The sequence below is a fragment of the Streptomyces sp. ALI-76-A genome (assembly GCF_030287445.1).
GTDB lineage: Bacteria > Actinomycetota > Actinomycetes > Streptomycetales > Streptomycetaceae > Streptomyces.
Map to the genome: position 1 here is coordinate 2,395,599 of NZ_JASVWB010000002.1, position 21,031 is coordinate 2,416,629.

Here is a 21,031-nt window from a genome sequence, read left to right on the forward strand (position 1 = left end):
CCGACGCCGACGAACGCGGTGATGACGGGTGAGCCCGGGCTCATCCGTTGATCCGGTCACTACCGCACAGTGCGGTCATGACTGGAATCGCGTCCGCCCGGTCCGCCGTGGGCGGTGATCCCGCCCTGCTCTCCCGCGTGTCCGCCGTGGTGCGGGAGGGCGCTCTTGAGGGGCGCCTTCCCGTACGGGAGTCGGCGCGCGCCTGTGTGGGCGCGTGCGCGCTGGCCGCCGCCGAGCTCGCGGCGCGGCGGGCCGGGCCGGCCGTCGTGCCCGCGGTGCGGGTGGACGACGGGGCCGTGGCGACCGCGTTCGTCAGTGAGCGGCACCTGCGGGTCGACCGGCGGGCGCCGGTCGCCTTCGCGCCGCTGTCCCGGTTCTGGCGGACGGCGGACGGCTGGGTGCGCACCCACGCGAACCATCCGCATCACCGGGCCCGGCTGCTGGGCGCGTCGGGCGTCCCGGCGGGCGAGGGCGCCGTGGGGCCGTGGAGTCGGCGCTCGCCGAACGGTCCGCCCCGGAGGTCGAGGAGACCGTGTACACGGCCGGCGGTCTCGCCGTCGCGCTGCGCACACCCGGGGTATCTGCTGGCCGCCGCCGTGCTGCGGGCGCTGACCGAGCCGTCCTACGAAGGCGGCAGCCGGTGGGTGCGGCTGGCGCTGGCCCGGACGGCGCACTGGCTGACGAGCGGCGTCGAGGGCGGCGGCACACCGGCCGCGGCGTACGACGGGGCAGGGCGCTGGCCGGCCGGGACGGACAGCGCGCTCGGGCGGCTGCGGTACGCCCGTTCGCCCGTCTCCTTCGCGGGCGGGCCACCCGACTGGACACGCCCGCCGGTGCCCTGGGGGACGGACGCGCCGCGCTGGAGCTGAGTCACGGCCGGACCTGAACCGTACGAAGGGGCACATTGGTGTTCCGCCAGTTGTTTTCCAGGACTTGCCCGGTTCTGTCGTGACTGGTGAAGATCGTGAGGTGACGTTGATACGACCGACCACCGAGGTGGCCGACGCGAGCGGTCCCGGACGGCCTCCCGGCGCGGGCCGGGCCGTCGCCCTCCTCGTCCTGGTGGCCCTGGGCGCGCTGATCCCGCTGCTCGGGCCCTCCGCCGCGCTGCAGGACACCGGGGAGGCCGCCGCGCCCGGTGCCGGCGGCATCGCGTTGCTGCGCACGGTCCTGTTCGCGGCGCTCAGCGTCGCGGTGGGCGAGCTGTTCGTGCGCCGGCTGGTCCGCGCGGTGCCCGGCGCTCCCCCGGCCGCGCCCCGCGACTGGGCTCCGTACGCGGCCGGCGCCGGTTTCCTCGCCGCGCTCGGACTCGCGTCGGTGGTGGCCACCGGCAACCTCGTGCCGGACAGCGTGGCCCAGGTCGACGTCGGCGGTCTGTACGAGTCCCGCGAGGGCAAGCTCGCGCTGGTGGAGGTCAACGCGTTCCTCGCGGCCGGCCTGTGCGCCCTCTCGCGCCGTCCGGCCACCCAGGTCTGGCCGCTGACCGCGGTGGTCGTGGCGGAGGCCCTGCGGGCGCACCCCGCGACCGAGGACGGCGCGCTGCTCGGGTCCGGTCTGACGCTGGTGCACCTGACGTGCGCGGCCCTGTGGACGGGCGGCCTGCTGTACGCGCTGCGGATCCTGCGGCACTGGCGGTCCCCGGCGGCGGGCGCGGCGCTGCTCGGGCTCTACGCGCGCGTGGCGGCCGTGCTGCTCGCCGCCATCACCGCGACCGGGGTGTGGAGTTCGCTGCGCCGCATGCCGTCGGACACGATCCTGGACCAGCTGACGACCACGGCGTACGGGCGCGCCCTGCTCGCCAAGGTGCTGCTGGTGGTCGCCGTCGCCGTGCTGGCGCTGTGGGCACGGATACGGCTCGGGCGGGCGGCCGAACCGCTGACCGCCTGCTCCCCCGCGCGCGCGGAGGTCGTCGCCCTGGGACTGGTGGTGGCGGTGTCCGGCGCGCTGACGGCGCTGCCGCTGCCGATCAGGTGGTGACCTGCGCACGCTGCCTCCGTCGGTGACGAACGCGTCGGTGTGGTGTGCCCGCCGTGCGGGTCGTCGCCGGGCTCCACGCGCCCGTACGCCGCGTGCGGCCCGTAGCGCGTCACGTTCCGTCAACTGGACGGCGGCTTCCCGGGCCACCGCCCGGGTGAGTCGCCGTTCCTCCGGCAGCCCGGCCGGTTTCGCGGGTTCGGCTCCGGCCGCTCGCACAACTGCCGTCTCCCGGAGCCGAGGACGACCCATTCCGAATCGCACCGGGCGAACTCAGACAAGACGGGCACACGCTCGGCGCGGGCTCCGGCCGTCGCGTACCGGAACAGGCCGGTGGCGAGGGGCGGAGCGGTCCACCACGGGGGAGCGAACGATCCACCGGGCAAAGCGACTTCGCACGCGACCGCCCTCCGCGCGCGAACAGGAACGCGAACAGGAACGCGAACAGCCGGGCGAACTCGCGGGCGCCGCCCGGTAGCTGACGGACGGGTACGGGACGGCACTGTCAGTCGCGGCCCGTATCCTCAGGAACCATGCTCGAAGACCTCACCGCAGCGTCCCCCGCCACCGGGTGGCCGACCGCCTATCCGCAGGGATACGCGGTCGTCGACGTGGAGACCACCGGCCTGGCCCGCAACGACCGGATAGTCTCCGCGGCCGTCTACCGCCTGGACGCGCGCGGCGAGGTGGAGGACCACTGGTACACGCTGGTCAACCCGCAGCGCGACCCGGGCCCGGTGTGGATCCACGGGCTGACGAGCGACGTGCTGGAGGGCGCGCCCCTCTTCGGTGACATCGCCGAGGAGTTCTCGGCCCGCCTCGACGGCCGGGTGCTCGTCGCGCACAACGCGGTCTTCGACTGGCAGATGATCGCCCGGGAGTACGCGCGCGCGGAGCGCGAGGCACCGGTGCGGCAGCGGCTGTGCACCATCGCGCTGTCCAAGGAACTGGGCCTGCCGCTGACCAATCACAAGCTGGAGACCCTGGCGGCGCACTTCGGTGTCGTGCAGCAGCGGGCGCACCACGCGCTGGACGACGCGCGCGTGCTGGCCGAGGCGTTCCGGCCGAGCCTGCGGGCCGCGGCCGCCGGCGGCGTACGGCTGCCACTGCACGAGTGCCGGCCGCTGACCGAGTGGTCGGACCGGCCGGCGCCCCGGATCGGACAGCAGGCGGGGTCCGGGTACGGCGGCCACCGGGCGGGCGGGTGGCGCCCCGCCCGCAAGCGGCCGGCCTGCCCCTACCCCAATCCGGGCCGCTACGAAGAGGGCGAACGCCTCAAACAGGGCATGCGGATCGCGTTCTCCGGGGACACCTCGGTGGAGCGCGAGCTGCTGGAGGACCGCGCGGTCGAGGCCGGTCTGCACGTCGCCACCAGCATCTCCCGGCTGACCAGCCTGCTCGTCACCAACGACCCCGACTCGGGCACGTCGAAGGTGGTCAAGGCCCGGCAGTTCGGCACGCCGGTGGTCGACGAGGCGGCGTTCGGGCAGTTGCTCGGGGATGTCGAACCGGCGTCCGGGCAGTGACCGTACGGACGGGTGATTGCGGGGCGACTCGCCCGGCGCCGGCTCGCCCGCACCGCGCCGACGGCTCACCCTGTGGCCCATGGCGACCTGCGAAGTATGTGGCAACAACTACGGCATGACCTTCGAGGTGCACGCGCAGGGCGCGGTGCACGTCTTCGACTGCTTCTCCTGCGCGATCCACCGCATGGCACCCATCTGCGAGCACTGCCGGGTGCAGATCATCGGTCAGGGCGTCGAGGTCGAGGGCCACTGGTACTGCGGCGCCCATTGCGCCCGCGCGGAGGGAAGGGCGGGCATCGTCGACAAGGTCTGAAGCGGCCCCCACCTCCGGACACCCCACGACCGAGTTGTACCGTCGTGGGGTGTACCGCTTCCTGTTGTCCCGGCAGTGGGTGATCCTCACGCTGGTCGCCCTCCTCCTCATCCCCACGATGATCAGGCTGGGTATCTGGCAGATGCACCGCTACGAGGAGCGCACCGCCCGCAACCAGCTGGTGTCCGACGCGCTGTCCGCCGAGCCGGTGCCGGTGGAGACGCTGACCACTCCCGGTCACACCATCACCACGAACGAGCGGTACCGCACGGTGACCGCGCAGGGCCGCTTCGACACCGGCGACGAGGTCGTCGTCCGCCGCCGCACCAACTCCGACGACGAGGTCGGCTACCACGTCCTGACCCCGTTCGTCCTCGCCGACGGCAAGGTGCTGCTCGTCAACCGGGGCTGGATCCCCGCGAACGGCCGGAGCCAGACCGCGTTCCCGGAGATCCCCGCCCCGCCGCGCGGTGAGCTGACCGTCACCGGGCGGCTGATGCCCGACGAGACGACCGCCGCGAGCGGCATCAAGAACCTCAAGGGGCTCCCGGACCGGCAGATCATGCTGATCAACAGCGCGCAGCAGGCGGACCGCCTCGGCGCCGACGTGCTCGGCGGCTATGTCGTGCAGACGGCGCCCGAGCCGAAGGGCGACCTGCCGGAGCTGATCGGCGCGCCCGGCAACGAGGACGCCGCGCTGAACTACGCGTACGCCGTCCAGTGGTGGCTGTTCGCGGCCGGCGTCCCGGTCGGCTGGGTGGTCCTGGTCCGGCGCGAGCTGCGCGACCGCCGTCAGGCGGGGGCCGAGCAGACCGCGGAGGCGGAACCGGCGGCGGTGTAGCGGCCCCGGCCCAGGCCCCCTGGACCGACCGGACCATCGCCGGACCCCGCCCGGATTGGTCATCGGGTCCGCCGGGAACCCGCACTGGGTGCACCCCCGTATCGAGGACTACGCTCTCATCGGCGACGAACAGACCGCTGCCCTGATCGGCCGGGACGGCTCCGTCGACTGGCTCTGCCTGCCCCGCTTCGACTCGGCCGCCTGCTTCGCCAGGCTCCTCGGCGACGAGGACAACGGGCACTGGCGGATCGCCCCCGTGGGCGCGGACCGGTGCGCGAGACGCGCCTACCGCCCCGACACCCTGGTCCTCGACACCGAGTGGGACACCGACGAGGGCAGCGTGCGCGTCACCGACCTGATGCCGCAGCGCGACCGCTCCCCCGACGTCGTGCGCATCGTGGAGGGCCTCAGCGGCGAGGTCACCCTGCGCAGCTCCCTGCGGCTGCGGTTCGACTACGGCTCGGTCGTGCCCTGGGTGCGCCGGTCCGACGGCCACCGGGTGGCCGTCGCGGGACCCGACTCGACCTGGCTGCGCAGCGAGCCCGAGGTGCCGACCTGGGGCGAGGACTTCGGCACGCACTCGCAGTTCACCGTCGCCGCGGGCGAGAAGGTCGCCTTCGTGCTCACCTGGCACCCCTCGCACGAGCCGCGCCCGCCGCTCGTCGACCCGTACGAGGCACTGGAGCACAGCGTCGCCGACTGGCGCGCCTGGGCGTCCCGGTGCCGCTACGACGGTCCGCACCGGGACGCCGTCGTGCGGTCCCTGATCACCCTGAAGGCCCTCACCTACGCGCCGACCGGCGGCATCGTGGCCGCCGCGACCACCTCGCTGCCCGAGGAGATCGGCGGGGTGCGCAACTGGGACTACCGCTTCTGCTGGCTGCGCGACTCCACCCTCACCCTGGGCGCCCTGCTGGCGTGCGGCTACCTGGAGGAGGCCGAGGCCTGGCGGAACTGGCTGCTGCGCGCGGTGGCCGGCGACCCGGCCGACCTGCAGATCATGTACGGCCTGGCGGGCGAGCGGCGGCTGCCCGAGTTCGAGCTGCCGTGGCTGTCCGGCTTCGCCGGCTCGGCCCCCGTACGGATCGGCAACGGAGCGGTGAAACAGCTCCAGCTGGACGTGTACGGCGAGGTCATGGACTCGCTGTCGCTGGCGCGGGAGGCGGGCCTGTCCACCAAGGCGGACATGTGGGCGTTGCAGAGCGCCCTGATGGCGTTCCTGCGGTCGGCCTGGCGGCAGCCGGACGAGGGGCTGTGGGAGGTACGCGGGCCCCGCCGCCAGTTCGTCCACTCCAAGGTGATGGTGTGGGTGGCCGCCGACCGTGCCGTCCGCACCCTGGAGGCCCACCCCGAGCTGCACGGCGACCTGGACGGCTGGCGGGCGATGCGCGACGAGGTGCACCGGGAGGTGTGCGAGAAGGGCTACGACCCCGAGCGGAACACCTTCACCCAGTACTACGGCTCCCACGAGCTCGACGCCGCGCTGCTGCTCATCCCGCGTGTCGGCTTCCTCCCGCCCGACGACCCCCGGGTGATCGGCACCATCGACGCGGTCCGCGACGAACTCGGCCACGGCGGCCTCCTGCACCGCTACAGCGCCGGAGAGAGCGACGTCGACGGGCTGCCGGGCGGCGAGGGCACGTTCCTCGCCTGCTCGTTCTGGCTCGCGGACGCCCTGCACATGACGGGCCGCACCAAGGAGGCGCGGGAACTGTTCGAACGGCTGGTCGAGCTCGGCAACGACGTGGGCCTGCTGTCCGAGGAGTACGACCCCGTGGCGGGCGCCCAGCTCGGCAACGTCCCGCAGGCGTTCAGCCACATCGGCCTGGTGAACACGGCCCTCGCCCTGTTCGGGGCGGACGAGGCAGGATAGGGGCCATGGATCTTGGACTGAAGGACCGGGTGTACGTCGTCACCGGGGCCACGCGCGGCCTCGGCAACGCCACCGCGCGCGAGCTCGTCGCGGACGGCGCGAAGGTGGTCGTCACGGGGCGGGAGGAGGAGAGCGCCGCCGGGGCGGCCACCGCGCTGGGGCCGAACGCGGTCGGGGTCGCCGCGGACAACGCCGACCCGGAGGCGGCGGCACGGCTGATCGCGACCGCGCGCGAGCACTTCGGCCGCTTCGACGGCGTGCTGATCAGCGTCGGGGGGCCGGCGCCGGGGTTCGTCGCCGACACCACGGACGAGCAGTGGCAGACGGCGTTCGAGTCGGTGTTCCTGGGCGCGGTCCGGCTCGCGCGGGCGGCCGCGGCGGAGCTGGCGCCGGGGGGCGTCATCGGGTTCGTGCTGTCCGGGTCGGTGCACGAGCCCATCCCGGGGCTGACGATCTCCAACGGGCTGCGGCCGGGGCTCGCCGGGTTCGCCAAGTCGCTGGCCGACGAGCTGGGCCCGCGGGGGATCCGGGTGGTGGGCCTGCTGCCGGGACGCATCGACACGGACCGTGTACGCCAGCTGGACGCGCTGTCCGCGGACCCGGAGGCCACCCGGGCCGCGAACGAGTCCCGCATCCCGTTGCGGCGGTACGGCAGGCCGGAGGAGTTCGGGCGGACGGCCGCTTTCCTGCTGTCCCCGGCCGCGTCCTTCCTGACCGGGGTCATGCTGTCGGTCGACGGAGGCATGCGGCACGGATTCTGACGGCGGCCGTCCGGATGGACTGGCGGACGACGGGACGACAGGCGGACGACGAGCGGGCGAGCGGGCGAGCGGGACATACGGGATACGACCCCGCGCCCTGGGTTCGTCAACCGCCCCGTACCGCCGCCGGGTTCCTCAACTGACCCGTTGTCCCCCCGGCTTCCTCAACTGACCCGTTCCGCGCGGTGCTTGACCCCGGTCAGGCGGACCTCCGCCGGGAGCGCGGCGAGGCCCGCGGAGTCGCGGGCGTGGGCCAGGGCCCCCGTGGTGAGGTCGTGCAGGACGGTGCCCGGGTCCACGTGGGGTTCCAGCTGGAGGCGTACGCGGGTCTCGGGGGCGGTCGGGCGGCCCTTGAGGTGGGCCTGGGCATGGGCCACGCCGTCCAGCTCGCCCGCCTGGCCCGCCAGGACGCCCTCCAGGGCGCGGCCCCGCAGCAGCGCGCCCTGGCCGTCGCCGGTGTCGACGAGCACCTCGGTCAGGTGGTGCCGGCGCAGGACCGCGGTCAGCCACCACAGGGCCAGCAGGACCAGGATGGCGAGTGCGGCGAGGACGACCGGCCACCACCAGCCGGCGTCCCGCCAGCGCGTGCGCTCGGCGTCGCCGAGCAGCACGTCGCGCCGGCCGTCGTGGATCCACCAGGAGGGCGCCGGGGCGCCCAGCCCCACGGCGAGCACCGAGCCGCCGAGAAGCACCAGGACGAGGCCGATCACGGCGAGCAGTACGCGGTTGAGAGTCCTGGGCACCGTCCTCATCCCTTTCGTCCGGGTCGTGCCACCCGCACCGCCAGCGCGAGCGGCCGGTCCAGGCCCAGCCCGCCGACCGCGTGGGCGAGTGTGGCGTCCAGGTCGGCGCGGACGTCGTCGAGTTCACGGAAGTGGGAGACCGCCCGGACGTCGGCCCGGGCACGGCCCACCCGCACCCGGACGGACTGCACACCGGCGATCTCCATGGCCCGGTCGCGCAGGACCGTGGCCGCGGCGGCCCGGTGCAGCCCGGCGCGGACGTCGGGACGGGGCCGCCGCATCGGCAGGACGGCGCGCAGGCCGGGGGTGACGGCCAGCACGATCAGCCACAGGCCGAGGGCGGCGGCGACGCCCGCGCCGACGAGCACCCAGATGTCGTCCAGGGGCCGCTCGGCGAGCTGCCGGGCCAGCTCCCGGCGCCAGGACAGGGCGTCCCGGTTCGCCCGTACGGCGGCGACGTCGTACAGGAAGGCGCCCGCGACGACCAGGAGGAGCAGCGCCACGATCCCCGCGGGGACGCGGCGCGCCGACCAGAAGCGGCCACTGGCGCCGGGCTCGCCCGGCTCGTCGTCGAGCACCGGTGGAGCCTCGTACTGCCCGCCGGTGTCGGCCGGTTTCTCCATGACCGGCAGTCGTCGTGTGGTGCCCTCGGAGCCGTGGGGCTCGCTCATCGCGTCCTCCCCTGTGCCACGCCGTGCGCCTGTGCCGGATGCAGCCGCTCCACCTGGACGGCGACCTCCAACACCTCGATGCCCACCAACGCGCCTACCCGCTCGACGACATGTCGACGCACCCGGGCGCAGCGGGCGCCGATGTCGCCCGGGTAGTCCAGTTCGAGGTGCACGCGCAGCCGGGCGGTCCCGTGGTGCACGACGACGGTGGCGTGCGGGGGTCCGGCGTCCGGGGGCAGCTCGCCGAGCGCCTCGCGTGCCGCCTGTCCGGCGATCTTCGCCACGACCCGGTCGGCGATCCGGGTCGCGCCGCGCTCGGCCGGCGGGACGACGGCCAGGGGGCCGCGGAGCTCACCGGCCCCACCGCTCACGGACGCCGTCACCGCCGTCACCGCCGGTCGCGTCGCTCGTCACGGGTGCGGAACAGATCGCCGAGCTCCAGATCGCCGTCCAGGAACCGGCCGACGACGAACCCGACGGCACCCAGGGCGGCGACCAGCAGGAAGGCGCCGAAGCCGCCGAAGTATCCGGCGAAGCCCAGCGCCATGCCGGCGATCATGCCGACCACGGCCATGCTCATGTGCGCTCCTCAGCTCGTCAGTGGTTCGGTCGCGTCACTGGAGCCGGGACTCCGGCTCCTCGTCCTCTTCGTCCGGCAGCTTCACGTCGCTCACCGCGATGTTGACCTCGACGACCTCCAGGCCGGTCATCCGTTCCACCGCCGCGATGACGTTCTCCCGCACGGCCTGGGCCACCTCGGCGATCGCCACGCCGTAGTCGACGACGATCTCCAGGTCGAGCGCGGTCTGCACCTCGCCCACCTCGACCTTGACCCCGCGCGTGACCGACTTCGCCCCGCCCGGGACCCGGTCCCGGACGGCGCCGAAGGTGCGGCTCAGCCCGCTGCCCATCGCGTGCACCCCGACGACGTCCCTGGCGGCCATCCCGGCGATCTTCTCCACCACGCCGTCCGCGATGGTGGTCCGTCCCCGGCTCGCCGGGTCCCCGCCGCCGCGCTTGACGGCCCTGCGGGCCTGCACCGGCGGCTCGATCTCGTTCTCGTTCTGCGTCCGGTTCCGCTCCGTCATGTCACTCATCGCCGTACGTCCCTTCCGCTCATCCCCTTCGACCACCGTAAGCGGGGTTGCGCGATGGCGCGCCGGAGATGCGGCAGGCTGGAGTAATGACGGCGCACCAGTGGACGCAGACGGTACGGCAGCAGATGCGGCTCGGCAGGTTCCTGCCCCTGGGAGACGCGCGCGACGGCGCGTGGATCTCCGAGACGGCGGCCGGCGCGGTGCTGCGGCGCGCGGCGGAGAGCGTGCGCGAGGTACGGCTGGACGCGGTGCGGATCGGGCTCGCCGATCCGCAGGACGCGTACGAGCCCGCCGTACCGCCGCCGCCGAGCGCCCTGCCGCCCGGCCCGCTGCTCGTGACGGCGGAGTTCGCCGCCACGGCGTCCGAGCCGCTGCCGGCGACGGCGGCGCGCCTGCGCGCGCTGCTGGCGGCCGCGGCGGAGGGCCTCGGCCTGGTGGTGGCGGAGGTGGACCTGCGGGTGACGGGACTGCTGGACGAGGAGCCGGAGCCCCTTCCGGCGCGAGCGCCGGAACCGGCCTCGGCCACGGCGGGCGGGGACGCCGACGAGGAGCACGCGGCCGACGCGGCCCTGGCCGTGCCGGGTGTGCGTCGGCTGACGGGCACGCTGGGCCGCCCGGTGCACATCGGGGAAGGGCAGCACGGACCGACCGCCCTGCCCCGCCGCCACGTCCGCCTGGAACTGGCGGTGGGCGCGGACCACCGGGCACTGGAGGTGGTCCGGGAGGTCCGCGCGACGGTGGGACGGGCGCTGCCGGATCAGCCGACGGTGGCGGTACTGGTGACCGCCGTCGGGTGAGGTCCTACTCGCCGACGCCGGCCAGGTCCCGCAGCCGTCGGGCCTGCGCGGCCCGCTCGGCGGCCCGCTGGTCCTCGTAGGTACGGTCCTGTGCTCCGCGCAGCAGTGCCTTCGTCTCGATCACCGCGTCCCGGGGCGCGGCCAGGAGCGCCGAGGCGAGGTCCCGTACCGCGCCGTCGAGCTGGTCCGGCGGCACCGCCACGTTCGCCAGGCCGGTCTGCACGGCTTCCTCGGCGTGCACGAACCGGCCGGTCGCGCAGATCTCCAGCGCCCGGGCGTATCCGACCAGTCCCACCAGTGGGTGGGTACCGGTCAGGTCCGGGACGAGTCCGAGGCTGGTCTCGCGCATGGCGAACTGCACGTCGTCGGCGACGACGCGCAGATCACAGGCGAGCGCGAGCTGGAAGCCCGCCCCGATGGCATGTCCCCGCACCGCGGCGATGGACACGAGGTCGCTCCGTCGCCACCAGGTGAAGCCCTCCTGGTACCCGGCGATGGTCGCGTCCAGCTCGGCGTCCGTACCCCGCGCGAGGTCTATGAACGACGGCTCACCGTCGAAGCCCTCGGGTGTGAACGCCTGCCGGTCGAGTCCGGCGGAGAAGGACCTGCCCTCGGCACGCAGCACGACGACACGGACGGAGCCCGGCAGGACCCGCCCGGCTTCGGCCAACGCCCGCCACAGAGCGGGACTCTGGGCGTTGCGCTTGGCCGGGTTGGTCAGCGTCACCGTGGCGATCGCGTCGTCGACGGTGAGCCGTACGCCGTCCTTGTCCAGTGCTGGAGTTTCGGAAACAACGTCCTGGTCGGGCGAAGCCATGGGGAGCCTCCGATGTGTGCGGTCAACAGAGCGATGCTAAGTGACTGCACAGTAACCACCCGGCCGATCACAGGACCGACCGGGTGGCCACCATCGAAGCCGATGGGCCGCCCGGGTTCAGGACGAAGCGGCTTTCTTGCCCCGCGTCGCCCCGCCACGCCCACGCAGCGTGACACCCGATTCGCTGAGCATCCGGTGTACGAAGCCATACGAGCGGCCGGTTTCCTCGGCCAGCGCCCGAATGCTCGCACCGGAGTCGTACTTCTTCTTCAGGTCTGCCGCGAGCTTGTCGCGCGCGGCGCCGGTTACCCGGCTGCCCTTCTTCAGAGTCTCGGCCACCCGGTCCTCCTCATGGGAAGTGCACTCTGGTCTCCTCATGATCACCCCTCCGGGGCTTCATGGCCACCCATTCGGCAAGGTCCGTGCGACCTGCTTGTGACGACAGGAGCACGTCCCCACATGCGGAACCGAGGATTCCAAGACCTGTCGTTCGTACCGCCGAACGGGTTCATTCGTGAAAGACCAGGTCAGGGACGTGCGACGGCCGAGTCCTTGCGATAAAGGACTCGCCGGAAAATCGGTGTAGGACACACCTCGGTACGAGGAGATCTCACACAGATGATGGATCACGGATCGGCCGAATGATCCAGACGCAGTGGATCACCCCTTCGATCGCCTCTTCGATCACGCGGCCGACCGGCGGCACGGGCTTTCAGGCGAGGGCGACGAGGTCCGCGTAGTCGGCGCCCCACAGGTCCTCGACGCCGTCGGGCAGCAGGATGATCCGCTCCGGCTGGAGCGCCTCGACGGCGCCCTCGTCGTGGGTGACCAGGACGACCGCGCCCTTGTAGGTGCGCAGCGCGCCGAGAATCTCCTCGCGGCTGGCCGGGTCGAGGTTGTTCGTCGGCTCGTCCAGGAGCAGCACGTTCGCCGACGACACCACCAGGGTCGCCAGCGCCAGCCGGGTCTTCTCGCCGCCGGACAGGACACCGGCCGGCTTGTCGACGTCGTCGCCGGAGAACAGGAACGAGCCGAGCGTCTTGCGGACCTCGACCAGGTCCAGGTCGGGGTTGGCGGAGCGCATGTTCTCCAGGACCGTGCGCTCGGGATCCAGGGTCTCGTGCTCCTGGGCGTAGTAGCCGAGCTTGAGGCCGTGGCCCTCGATGATCTGCCCGGTGTCGGGCTTCTCGGCGCCGCCGAGCAGCCGCAGCAGGGTCGTCTTGCCGGCGCCGTTGAGACCGAGGATGACGACGCGGGAGCCCTTGTCGATGGCCAGGTCGACGTCGGTGAAGATCTCCAGCGATCCGTACGACTTGGACAGGCCCTCGGCCATCAGCGGGGTCTTGCCGCAGGGCGCGGGTTCCGGGAAGCGGAGCTTGGCGACCTTGTCGGACTTCCGCTCGGCCTCCAGTCCGGCGAGCAGTTTGTCGGCGCGGCGGGCCATGTTCTGCGCGGCGACGGTCTTGGTGGCCTTGGCGCGCATCTTGTCGGCCTGCGAGTGGAGCGCGGAGGCCTTCTTCTCCGCGTTCTGCCGCTCGCGCTTGCGGCGCTTCTCGTCGGCCTCGCGCTGCTGCTGGTAGAGCCGCCAGCCCATGTTGTAGACGTCGATCTGGGCCCGGTTGGCGTCCAGGTAGAAGACCTTGTTGACGACCGTCTCGACCAGGTCGACGTCGTGGGAGATCACGATGAAGCCGCCGCGGTAGGTCTTGAGGTAGTCGCGCAGCCAGACGATCGAGTCCGCGTCGAGGTGGTTCGTCGGCTCGTCGAGCAGCAGGGTGTCCGCGTCGGAGAACAGGATGCGCGCCAGCTCGATCCGGCGGCGCTGACCGCCGGAGAGCGTATGGAGCGGCTGGCCGAGCACCCGGTCGGGCAGGTTGAGCGCCGCGGCGATGGTGGCGGCCTCGGCCTCGGCGGAGTAGCCGCCCTTGGTGAGGAACTCCGTCTCCTGGCGCTCGTACTGCCGCATGGCCTTCTCGCGGGTGGCGCCCGAGCCGTTCGCGATGCGCTGTTCGTTGTCGCGCATCTTGCGGATCAGCACGTCGAGGCCGCGCGCGGAGAGGATGCGGTCGCGGGCGAGGACGTCGAGGTCGCCGGTGCGGGGGTCCTGCGGGAGATAGCCGACCTCGCCGGAGCGGGTGATGGTGCCCCCGGCGGGGACGCCCTCGCCCGCCAGGCACTTGGTGAGAGTGGTCTTGCCGGCGCCGTTGCGGCCGACCAGACCGATGCGGTCACCCTTGGCGACACGGAAGGTGGCGGACTCGATGAGGACGCGCGCACCGGCGCGCAGCTCGATACCGGAGGCGGAAATCACGGACAGACTCCAGGGCGGACGGGGGCGGGTGGACGGCTGAGGACGTTCCCGCCGTCTAATGCGCGAGGAGAATGGCCATGGGGCCAGTCTAACGGGGCCGTGCAACCACTTTTTCTGCGCTCAGGTGTTCGGACCGCGCGGCGAGGGCCGGTTCCGGGGCCGGTGACGCCGGGGACGGGGGCGTACCGGCCGCCGCCGCGGCGCTCGGCGGGGCGTTGTCAGTCGTCGCTGCGAGACTGGACGACGGATGGATTTCCGGTGACGAGTCACAAAGGAGTGATCGGCATGACAGGAACGAGCGGCGGGCGTCCGAGCATCTACCCGACCCTGCTGTACGCGGACGCGAAGGCGGCGATCCGGCAGCTCACGGAGGTTTTCGGCTTCATGGAGCTGTCGGTCTACGAGGGCGAGGACGGCTCGGTGGTGCACGCCGAGCTGGTGCAGGGCAACGGCGCGGTCATGGTCGGTTCCAAGGGCAGCGGCGGCGTCTTCGACGTGGCGATGAAGGACGCCGGCACGACCGGGGTCTACGTCGTGGTGGACGACGTCGACGCACATCACCGGCGTGCCGTGGATCACGGCGCGGAGATCCTGATGCCCCCTACGGACCAGGACTACGGCTCACGGGACTACATGGCCCGGGACGTCGAGGGCAATGTGTGGAGCTTCGGCACCTACGCGCCCGAGATCGGGGGCTGACGGCCGGGCGGTTCAGCTCCCCCCGGTGTGCACCTGGAAGGCGGCCCGGCGCACGGCCTTGGCCAGGGCCGGGTCGGGGTGTGCGGCGGCGAGCGCGACCAGGACCTGCACGGTGCGGGGGTGACCGACGGCCCGCACCTCGTCGAGGAGCGCGGGGACGGTCGGCTGAAGCGCGGACTCCAGGTGCCGGACGAGCATCGGGGCCTCGCCGTGGTCGGCGACGGCGGCGGCGGTGTCGACCCACAGCCAGGTGGCCTCCTCGCGGGTGAGCACCTCGTGGGCGTCCTCCGGGTCGATCCCGTCGTGCTCAGCCAGCCACAGCAGGGCGTAGGGCCGCAGTGTCGGCTCCTCGGCCACGGCGCGGACGTCGGGCTCGGCGGGGGCGCCGACGACCCGCAGGGCCTCGAAGGCGAGGCCGCGCAGCAGGGCGTCCTCGCCGCGGGCGGCGCCGAGCAGTTCACCGACCGCGCTGCCGACGGGGCGGGCGGCGAGCCAGGCCCGGTACTCGGCGCGGGCCGCGTTCGGGCGCAGCTGGGCGCAGCCGCGGAGCATGTCCTCGGCGGCCTGCTCGATGTTGCCGGCGGGGCTCTGCGCGGCCACGCAGATCTGCTCCAGCTTGACCCACACCGCCCAGTTGCCGAGCGGGGTGAGCGTGGCCTGCCCGTCGCCGTAGGTGAGGGCGCCGACGGAGGCGAGGGCACGCAGGGCCCAGTCGAGCAGGGGGGCGAGGGGAGCGTCGGCGGCGGGCTCCGGCGGCGCGGGGACGGTCTCGGCCGGCGTGGACCGGGGGCCGTAGGGGACTTCGCAGCGCTCGGTGCGCAGTTCGGTGACCCGCTGTCCCAGGAGGTCGAGGAGCTGCTCCACGGGGACGGGGCCGGCGGACAGCTGGAGGAAGGAGAGCACCTGGGGCATCGCCGAGACGACCTCGGCGACGGCGGCCGGCTCGTGGTCGGAGGGTTCCGGGTGGGCGAGCGACCAGGCGTCGAAGAGGGCGACCCAGCCGCGCAGGACGGCGCTGTCGTCACGGTTCCAGGCGCGCAGCCGCCAGCCGGGGCGGGCGCTGTCGCCGTGCACCTCGACGAGTCCGGCGAGGCGGGCGGTGTCCCAGGCGGCGCGGACCTGAGCCGGGGTCAGCCCCAGGTCGGCGGCGGCCCGTTCGGCGGTCGCGTCGGAGAGTGCGCCCTTGTCGTCGGGGCTCGCGCCGTCGCGCCCGGGGCGCAACGCGGCGTCGGCCCAGCGGGCGACGCGGGCCGCGGCGGCGAGACCGGAGCGCGCCATTCTGGCCAGTTCCGCGGGGGCCGGTGTGCCCTCCGGCGGCCGGGGCGCGGCGCGGCGCGGACGCCGCTGGTTCACTGCTGTGGGGGCGGCGGCCAGGGGTCGCGGGCGGACGAGTCGGAGCCTGGAGTCGCGCGGGATACGGGACGTCACGGGTGCAGTCTTCCGGTTGACGGTCCGAAAACCCAAACGGAATGTCACGGCGGGCGGCGGGGAGGGCCGATGGCGGGCCCGCGCGGGTGGCCGGAAGCCGAGATCAGGCCACTGGTACGGCGTTAAACGGAACCTGTGGGGCGGAGCGTGGACGCGACGCCTCGGGCGAGGGGGAGCGCGTGCCCGAGCGGGCACGCGACCGGTTTCGGCGCGGTCACATCAACGGGGTCAGGAAGCGGCGCAGCGTCTCCTCGTACACCGCCGGGTCGGCGTTCCACATCGCCGCGTGGGTCGCGTGCCGGACCGGGTGGAGGGTGACGCGGCTGGGATGGGCGGCGGCGAGGCGGCGGGAGCGGTCCCAGGGGGCCACCCGGTCGTCCGGGCCGTGGAAGACCAGCGTCGGTGCCAGGGGCCGGCCCGGGGGGACCACGTCGGCGCCGGCGAGGCGGTCGGCGGACATGCCGGTACGGCCCTGGGCGGCGCGCACCGCGAGCGGCAGCAGGGCGCCCGGGGTGCGACGGGCCGTGGCGAGGGCGCGCAGGGTCGCCTGCCAGTCGAGGACCGGGGAGTCCAGGACGAGCCCCGCGATCCGGTCGTACGCCGTGGAGTGCGCGGCGGCGCGCAGCGCCATGGTGGCGCCGGTGGACCAGCCGTACAGGACGACCTGGCGGGCGCCGTTGCGCAGGGCGTACCGGATGGCGGCGTCCAGGTCGCGCCACTCGGTCTCGCCGAAGTGGTTCAGCCCGTCCGGCGGGCGGGGCGCGCCGAGGTCGCCGCGGTAGGCGAGGGTGAGCACCGGGAAGCGCAGGCGGTGCAGGAAGTCCAGGACGTTCAGGGGGTGTTCGCGGCTGGCTCCGAGGCCGTGCACCGCGATCACCCAGATGTCCCGCACGCCGGGCGTCAACCAGGCGGGCAGCGGGCCCAGTTCGCCGGGCACCTCGACGTCCGAGTGGTCCAGGCCGAGGGCGGTGCCCGGGTCGCCGACGTGCACGTTCGGGGTGAACCGGACCTTGTCCCCGGGCCTCAGGGCGCCGTGCGTGACGCGTTCCAGGCGGCGTACGACGGTGTCGGCGGAGTGGGTCTCCGTGCCGAGGACGGGGCCGACGACCGCGTGCGCACCGTCGCCGGCGAGGCCGTACGTGCCGGGGCGCAGGGCGGCCAGGTCGCGGGTGACGGCGATGCGGCCGGCCGCGGTCGCGTGCACGGTGAGCTGGGGCTCGGTGGGCAGGGGGCGGCCGGGCGGCGCCTTGAGGGCGGCGTCGCCCGCGAGTCGTCCGGCGACGACCGCGGCGGCGCCGACGCCCATCACGGCGGTGACGGCAGCGGCCGTCGCTCTGACAGTGCGCACGCACCCAGTGTCCTGGCGCACCCGTCCCGCGGCCAGCGGGAGGACGGCCCGGAGTGACATTTCCACGCGGTTTTCACCGCGGCCCCTCAGTCCCGCTGCCCGTAGCCCCGCAGCCGCTCCCCCGTCTCCGCCAGCTGTGCCTCGGTCAGCAGCGTCGGGGAGAGGCCCGGCACCGAGGACGCCGTGAGCCACAGACGGCACATCCATTCCAGCTGGGCGGTGCGGTCGTAGGCCTGGTCGAGGGTGGCGCCGTAGGTGAGGGTGCCGTGGTTGCGCAGGAGGCAGCCGGCGCGGCCGGCGAGGGCCCGGAGCGCGTGCTCGGCCAACTCGTCGGTGCCGTACGGGGCGTACGGGGCGACCCGGACGGGGCCGCCGAGCGCGGCGGCCATGTAGTGGATCGCCGGGAGCTCGGTGACGAGTGTGGAGACGGCCGTGGCGTGCACCGCGTGGGTGTGGACGACGGCGCGGGCGTCGGTGGTGCGGTGGACGGCCAGGTGCAGGGGCAGTTCGCTGGTGGGGACGAGCGTGCCGAGCACCTGCCGGCCGTCGAGGTCGACCCCGGTGACGTCCGTGGGCGTGAGCCGGTCGTAGGGCACGCCCGACGGTGTGACCAGCACGGTGTCCTCGACCCGCACCGAGACGTTGCCGGAGGTGCCGACGACCAGCCCGTCGGACACGGTGCGGCGGGCCGTCGCGACGAGTGCCTCCCAGGCGTGCGCCTCCTCGGGGCGCACGCTCCTCCCCCGCGGCTCCGGCACGTCCCGCACGCCCGCTCGCGCGCCTCGTTCACCTCGCGGGTCCCGCTGCTCCTCGGCCATGGGGCGATCCTGCCAGGGCCGGCGCCGACTCGCTGCCGGGCGGCGGCGCTTCAGGGCCGGAATCCGAACCTCCGAAAGATCACATATGGGCATCGACGACCCTCTTCGGCCGTTCGGCCGGAGATCACCAGGATCGTGGTGATCTTCCCGTAGCCTCTGGGGGCTTCGTCGTCCGCGTCGCCGTTCCGGGGGGACAGATGGCCCGTGATCGCACACCGCTCCGCCGCCACCGCCGCGTCCTGGCGGTCTGTCTGGCGGCGCTCACCGTGGGGGGAATCGCGGCGGCCGGGACGCCGGTCTCGGCCGCGAGCCCGCCGAAGGGGCACGACGTCTCCTCCCACCAGAAGAGCGTCGACTGGCCGCGGGCCAGGTCCAGGGGCGCCGCGTTCGTCTACGTCAAGGCGACCGAGTCGCACACCTACCGCAATCCCTACTTCCGCGGGCAGTACGACGGGGCGCGCGAGGCGGGCATCGTCCGCGGGGCGTACCACTTCGCGCTGCCGGACCGGTCGTCGGGCACGGCGCAGGCGGCCCACTTCCTGCGCAACGGCGGCAGCTGGAGCGCCGACGGCTGGACACTGCCGCCCGCGCTCGACATCGAGTACAACCCGTACGACAGGAGGCGCATGTGCTACGGGCTGAGCGCCACCCGGATGACCGGCTGGATCACGGCGTTCAGCGACGAGGTGGAGCGGCACACCGGCCGCCGTCCGGTGATCTACACCACCACGCACTGGTGGAACACCTGTACCGGCGGCAGTCGCGCCCTCGCCGCCCGGCACCCGCTGTGGGTGGCCCGTTACGGCGCGGCGGACCCGGGTCCACTGCCGGCCGGGTGGTCGTCCTGGACGATCTGGCAGTACGACGACGGCGGCAGCCTGCCAGGTGACCAGAATCTCTTTAACGGATCCCTGAGCCGGCTGAGGAGGTTCGCCGACGGCGAATAGCCAAGGGGCGCCCGGGACGAACCGGCCCCGGAGAGCCGGCCGAGGCGCGGCGATGCGAGAACCGCAGCTTCCGGACACCGTGCGGCCTGCCCCAGTTCACCTTCCGTTCACTCAGGTTACTTACATTCGTCCGGCCAACGACCTCGAACGATTGCCTGGGTAAATGGAAAACTTCTCGCTGATCCTCGCGATTGTGGTGGTAACCGCACTCGCGTTCGATTTCACGAACGGTTTCCACGACACCGCCAACGCGATGGCCACGACCATCTCGACCGGCGCGCTCAAGCCCAAGGTCGCGGTGGCCATGTCCGCCGTGCTCAACCTTGTGGGCGCTTTCCTCTCCGTGGAGGTCGCCAACACGATCTCCAAGGGTCTCGTGGACGAGAGCGGCATCCGTCCCGAGGTCATCTTCGCCGCCCTGGTCGGCGCGATCCTCTGGAACCTGCTGACCTGGCTGGTCGGACTTCCCTCCAGTTCCTCGCACGCCCTCATGGGCGGCCTGATCGGCGCCACCGTCGCCTCGGCGGGCTTCGGCGGGGTGCACGGCGACGTGCTCGTCACCAAGGTCCTGATCCCGGCGATCGCGGCTCCGCTCGTGGCGGGCCTGGCCGCGATGCTCGCGACCCGTCTGTCGTACAAGCTCGGCAAGAGGGCCGACGGCAAGGCGGCGGAGAAGGGCTACCGGGCGGGTCAGATCGCCTCGGCGGGCCTGGTCTCGCTGGCCCACGGCACCAACGACGCGCAGAAGACGATGGGCATCATCACTCTGGCGCTGGTCGCCGGCGGCGCCGTCGCCCCCGACTCGGACCCGCCCACCTGGGTCATCCTCTCCGCGGGCGTGGCCATCGCGCTCGGCACCTACCTCGGCGGCTGGCGCATCATCCGCACCATGGGCAAGGGCCTGACCGACCTCCAGCCGCAGCAGGGCTTCGCCGCCCAGACCAGCGCGGCCACGGTCATCCTGGCCTCCTCCCACCTGGGCTTCTCCCTCTCCACCACGCACTCCGTCTCCGGCGCGGTGATGGGCGCGGGCCTCGGCCGCAAGGGCGGCGTGGTCCGCTGGTCGACGGCGACCCGGATGTTCGTGGCGTGGGGTCTGACCCTGCCCGCCGCGGCCCTGGTCGGCGCGATCGCGGAGTACGTGACCGGCTTCGGCGCCTGGGGCACGGCGCTCGTGGCGGTCTTCCTCGTCGGCTCCAGCGCCGCGATCTGGAAGATCTCCCGTCGCGAGGTCGTCGACCACACGAACGTCAACGAGGTCGAGGAACCGGCCGGAGTGGTGACCACGGCGATGGCCGCGGTGGCCCCGCCGCCGACGAGCGCGATGGCCGAGGACCTGACGGCCATGATCCCGGCTCCGGCCGGCGCGTCGGCCGCCGACCCTTCGGCCCCGTCGGCCACGACCACCGTCTGAGCCCCGCCCCCCAGGCACGAACCGGTACGAAGGAAGAAGCAGCATGAAGATCGACTATGCGGCCCTCGGCTCCGTCTTCGGCGTCAGCCTCGTGGTCACCGTGGCCCTCGTGGGCCTGTTCACCCTCGGCATCATGGGCCTGTCGCGCCAGGAACGGGCCACGCAGCAGGGCGGCTCGGCCGCGTTCGCGGTCACGGGCGCCTACGCCTGCTTCGTGGCCTGCACCGCGGCGGTCGCGTACGGGATCTACCTGATCGTGGCCTGAGACCGGGGCCTGACCGCCGGGCGGGTACGGAACATCGGTTCCGTACCCGCCCGGCGGCGTTCCGGGGCCGTCGTCCGGCACGGCGCCTGCCCGTCGGGCCGGTGCCCACGCGCCCGTGGTCACGTCGGCGATGTGGGGTTCTGCACAGTCCCCCCGCGCAGGTCAACGGCAGGTTGACGGCCCTTCCAACCCCGTGGTGGACTGCCGGAGCCATGTACGGCGGCAGAAGAGGAAGCCGGTGCGAGTCCGGCGCGGTCCCGCCACTGTCACCGGGGCAGAAAGCCCCGGGAGCCAGGAACTCTCGTCGCCGGTCTCGTCGAACCAGGGCGTGGACACCCTGAGTGAGGACATATCGCCATGCTCGGCTGCCGTTCGAGGTCCAGAGTCA

Annotated in this window: 22 protein-coding genes, 1 pseudogene and 1 riboswitch; of the genes and pseudogenes, 12 read left to right on the top strand and 11 right to left on the bottom strand. The window is 73.3% G+C overall.

The window, feature by feature from the left end:
* Positions 1–77 precede the first annotated feature (77 nt).
* The 7 genes and pseudogenes from QQS16_RS11735 (at position 78) to QQS16_RS11765 (ending at position 7,288) form a co-directional block, all read left to right on the top strand.
* A pseudogene (locus tag QQS16_RS11735) lies at positions 78–869 on the top strand (hypothetical protein).
* Between the two features lie 100 nt (positions 870–969).
* Positions 970–1,977 (top strand): CopD family protein, encoded by a 1,008-nt coding sequence (locus QQS16_RS11740; protein WP_286061571.1) that lies wholly within the window; start codon positions 970–972, stop codon positions 1,975–1,977.
* A gap of 530 nt (positions 1,978–2,507) precedes the next feature.
* Positions 2,508–3,500 (top strand): DEDDh family exonuclease, encoded by a 993-nt coding sequence (locus QQS16_RS11745; protein ID WP_286061572.1) that lies wholly within the window; start codon positions 2,508–2,510, stop codon positions 3,498–3,500.
* Positions 3,501–3,579: 79 nt separating this feature from the next.
* Positions 3,580–3,813 carry a metallothionein gene (locus QQS16_RS11750; RefSeq protein ID WP_071528763.1) on the top strand — a complete coding sequence of 78 codons (234 nt, stop codon included), beginning with the start codon at positions 3,580–3,582 and terminating at the stop codon, positions 3,811–3,813.
* Positions 3,814–3,862: 49 nt separating this feature from the next.
* On the top strand, positions 3,863–4,654 hold the full coding sequence (locus tag QQS16_RS11755; protein ID WP_286061573.1) for an SURF1 family cytochrome oxidase biogenesis protein: 792 nt from the start codon (positions 3,863–3,865) through the stop codon (positions 4,652–4,654).
* Positions 4,655–4,742: 88 nt separating this feature from the next.
* Positions 4,743–6,527 (top strand): glycoside hydrolase family 15 protein, encoded by a 1,785-nt coding sequence (locus QQS16_RS11760; RefSeq protein WP_286061574.1) that lies wholly within the window; start codon positions 4,743–4,745, stop codon positions 6,525–6,527.
* Positions 6,528–6,532: 5 nt separating this feature from the next.
* Positions 6,533–7,288 carry an SDR family oxidoreductase gene (locus QQS16_RS11765; protein WP_286061575.1) on the top strand — a complete coding sequence of 252 codons (756 nt, stop codon included), beginning with the start codon at positions 6,533–6,535 and terminating at the stop codon, positions 7,286–7,288.
* A 164-nt stretch (positions 7,289–7,452) separates the two neighbouring features.
* Here QQS16_RS11765 and amaP read toward each other — a convergent pair whose 3' ends face one another.
* Genes amaP through QQS16_RS11790 form a run of 5 tightly spaced genes read right to left on the bottom strand, consistent with a single transcriptional unit; the run spans position 7,453 to position 9,799 of the window.
* Positions 7,453–8,040, bottom strand: coding sequence for an alkaline shock response membrane anchor protein AmaP (gene amaP / locus QQS16_RS11770; protein ID WP_286061576.1), 588 nt, complete (start codon positions 8,038–8,040; stop codon positions 7,453–7,455).
* Positions 8,037–8,702, bottom strand: a complete 666-nt coding sequence (locus QQS16_RS11775; protein ID WP_286061577.1) for a DUF6286 domain-containing protein — start codon at positions 8,700–8,702, stop codon at positions 8,037–8,039. Before QQS16_RS11775 ends, amaP begins: the two co-directional genes overlap by 4 nt.
* Entirely contained in the window at positions 8,699–9,094 is a 396-nt protein-coding gene (locus tag QQS16_RS11780; RefSeq protein ID WP_286061578.1) for a hypothetical protein, read from the bottom strand. The genes QQS16_RS11775 and QQS16_RS11780 overlap by 4 nt, the downstream gene beginning before the upstream one ends.
* Positions 9,091–9,282 (bottom strand): hypothetical protein, encoded by a 192-nt coding sequence (locus QQS16_RS11785; protein ID WP_286061579.1) that lies wholly within the window; start codon positions 9,280–9,282, stop codon positions 9,091–9,093. The genes QQS16_RS11780 and QQS16_RS11785 overlap by 4 nt, the downstream gene beginning before the upstream one ends.
* A 34-nt stretch (positions 9,283–9,316) precedes the next feature.
* A complete protein-coding gene (locus QQS16_RS11790; RefSeq protein WP_286061580.1) occupies positions 9,317–9,799 on the bottom strand; it encodes an Asp23/Gls24 family envelope stress response protein in 483 nt (160 codons plus the stop codon).
* Positions 9,800–9,885: 86 nt separating this feature from the next.
* Here QQS16_RS11790 and QQS16_RS11795 point away from each other — a divergent pair, with 86 nt between their 5' ends.
* Positions 9,886–10,596 (top strand): nucleopolyhedrovirus P10 family protein, encoded by a 711-nt coding sequence (locus QQS16_RS11795; protein WP_286061581.1) that lies wholly within the window; start codon positions 9,886–9,888, stop codon positions 10,594–10,596.
* Positions 10,597–10,600: 4 nt separating this feature from the next.
* Here QQS16_RS11795 and QQS16_RS11800 read toward each other — a convergent pair whose 3' ends face one another.
* The 3 genes from QQS16_RS11800 to QQS16_RS11810 form a co-directional block, all read right to left on the bottom strand.
* On the bottom strand, positions 10,601–11,413 hold the full coding sequence (locus QQS16_RS11800; RefSeq protein ID WP_286061582.1) for an enoyl-CoA hydratase/isomerase family protein: 813 nt from the start codon (positions 11,411–11,413) through the stop codon (positions 10,601–10,603).
* Between the two features lie 117 nt (positions 11,414–11,530).
* A complete protein-coding gene (locus QQS16_RS11805; RefSeq protein ID WP_004002281.1) occupies positions 11,531–11,752 on the bottom strand; it encodes a helix-turn-helix domain-containing protein in 222 nt (73 codons plus the stop codon).
* Between the two features lie 373 nt (positions 11,753–12,125).
* A complete protein-coding gene (locus tag QQS16_RS11810) occupies positions 12,126–13,724 on the bottom strand; it encodes an ABC-F family ATP-binding cassette domain-containing protein (RefSeq protein ID WP_286061583.1) in 1,599 nt (532 codons plus the stop codon).
* 285 nt (positions 13,725–14,009) lie between these two features.
* On the opposite strand from QQS16_RS11810, the gene QQS16_RS11815 reads away from it, so the two are divergent.
* Positions 14,010–14,423, top strand: a complete 414-nt coding sequence (locus tag QQS16_RS11815; protein WP_286061584.1) for a VOC family protein — start codon at positions 14,010–14,012, stop codon at positions 14,421–14,423.
* Positions 14,424–14,435: 12 nt separating this feature from the next.
* On the opposite strand, the gene QQS16_RS11820 is transcribed toward QQS16_RS11815, so the two are convergent.
* From QQS16_RS11820 to QQS16_RS11830, 3 genes are all read right to left on the bottom strand, one after another.
* Positions 14,436–15,851, bottom strand: coding sequence for a hypothetical protein (locus QQS16_RS11820; protein WP_286061586.1), 1,416 nt, complete (start codon positions 15,849–15,851; stop codon positions 14,436–14,438).
* Positions 15,852–16,065: 214 nt separating this feature from the next.
* The gene (locus tag QQS16_RS11825) at positions 16,066–17,199 is read right to left on the bottom strand and encodes an alpha/beta hydrolase family protein (RefSeq protein WP_286061587.1); all 1,134 of its coding nucleotides are present in this window, start codon (positions 17,197–17,199) and stop codon (positions 16,066–16,068) included.
* An 86-nt stretch (positions 17,200–17,285) separates the two neighbouring features.
* Positions 17,286–18,017 carry a class II aldolase/adducin family protein gene (locus QQS16_RS11830; RefSeq protein WP_286061588.1) on the bottom strand — a complete coding sequence of 244 codons (732 nt, stop codon included), beginning with the start codon at positions 18,015–18,017 and terminating at the stop codon, positions 17,286–17,288.
* A 197-nt stretch (positions 18,018–18,214) separates the two neighbouring features.
* Between QQS16_RS11830 and QQS16_RS11835 the strand changes: the two genes are divergently transcribed.
* The 3 genes from QQS16_RS11835 to QQS16_RS11845 all read left to right on the top strand — a co-directional run bounded on the left by QQS16_RS11835 (position 18,215) and on the right by QQS16_RS11845 (position 20,643).
* Entirely contained in the window at positions 18,215–18,964 is a 750-nt protein-coding gene (locus tag QQS16_RS11835; protein ID WP_286061589.1) for a lysozyme, read from the top strand.
* Between the two features lie 163 nt (positions 18,965–19,127).
* On the top strand, positions 19,128–20,378 hold the full coding sequence (locus QQS16_RS11840; RefSeq protein WP_286061590.1) for an inorganic phosphate transporter: 1,251 nt from the start codon (positions 19,128–19,130) through the stop codon (positions 20,376–20,378).
* A gap of 43 nt (positions 20,379–20,421) precedes the next feature.
* On the top strand, positions 20,422–20,643 hold the full coding sequence (locus QQS16_RS11845) for a hypothetical protein (protein WP_286061591.1): 222 nt from the start codon (positions 20,422–20,424) through the stop codon (positions 20,641–20,643).
* A gap of 180 nt (positions 20,644–20,823) precedes the next feature.
* A riboswitch (cobalamin riboswitch) is annotated at positions 20,824–20,963 on the top strand.
* Positions 20,964–21,031 lie beyond the last annotated feature (68 nt).

Excerpts from the sequence above, each read along its gene's own strand:
- QQS16_RS11750 (WP_071528763.1), top strand. The coding sequence starts at position 3,580 with ATGGCGACCTGCGAAGTATGTGGCAACAACTACGGCATGACCTTCGAG.
- QQS16_RS11815 (WP_286061584.1), top strand. The coding sequence starts at position 14,010 with ATGACAGGAACGAGCGGCGGGCGTCCGAGCATCTACCCGACCCTGCTG.
- QQS16_RS11745 (WP_286061572.1), top strand. The coding sequence starts at position 2,508 with ATGCTCGAAGACCTCACCGCAGCGTCCCCCGCCACCGGGTGGCCGACC.
- QQS16_RS11790 (WP_286061580.1), bottom strand. The coding sequence starts at position 9,799 with ATGAGTGACATGACGGAGCGGAACCGGACGCAGAACGAGAACGAGATC.
- QQS16_RS11775 (WP_286061577.1), bottom strand. The coding sequence starts at position 8,702 with ATGAGCGAGCCCCACGGCTCCGAGGGCACCACACGACGACTGCCGGTC.
- QQS16_RS11795 (WP_286061581.1), top strand. The coding sequence starts at position 9,886 with ATGACGGCGCACCAGTGGACGCAGACGGTACGGCAGCAGATGCGGCTC.
- QQS16_RS11840 (WP_286061590.1), top strand. The coding sequence starts at position 19,128 with ATGGAAAACTTCTCGCTGATCCTCGCGATTGTGGTGGTAACCGCACTC.
- QQS16_RS11800 (WP_286061582.1), bottom strand. The coding sequence starts at position 11,413 with ATGGCTTCGCCCGACCAGGACGTTGTTTCCGAAACTCCAGCACTGGAC.
- QQS16_RS11835 (WP_286061589.1), top strand. The coding sequence starts at position 18,215 with ATGGCCCGTGATCGCACACCGCTCCGCCGCCACCGCCGCGTCCTGGCG.
- amaP (WP_286061576.1), bottom strand. The coding sequence starts at position 8,040 with ATGAGGACGGTGCCCAGGACTCTCAACCGCGTACTGCTCGCCGTGATC.
- QQS16_RS11785 (WP_286061579.1), bottom strand. The coding sequence starts at position 9,282 with ATGAGCATGGCCGTGGTCGGCATGATCGCCGGCATGGCGCTGGGCTTC.
- QQS16_RS11845 (WP_286061591.1), top strand. The coding sequence starts at position 20,422 with ATGAAGATCGACTATGCGGCCCTCGGCTCCGTCTTCGGCGTCAGCCTC.
- QQS16_RS11765 (WP_286061575.1), top strand. The coding sequence starts at position 6,533 with ATGGATCTTGGACTGAAGGACCGGGTGTACGTCGTCACCGGGGCCACG.
- QQS16_RS11830 (WP_286061588.1), bottom strand. The coding sequence starts at position 18,017 with ATGGCCGAGGAGCAGCGGGACCCGCGAGGTGAACGAGGCGCGCGAGCG.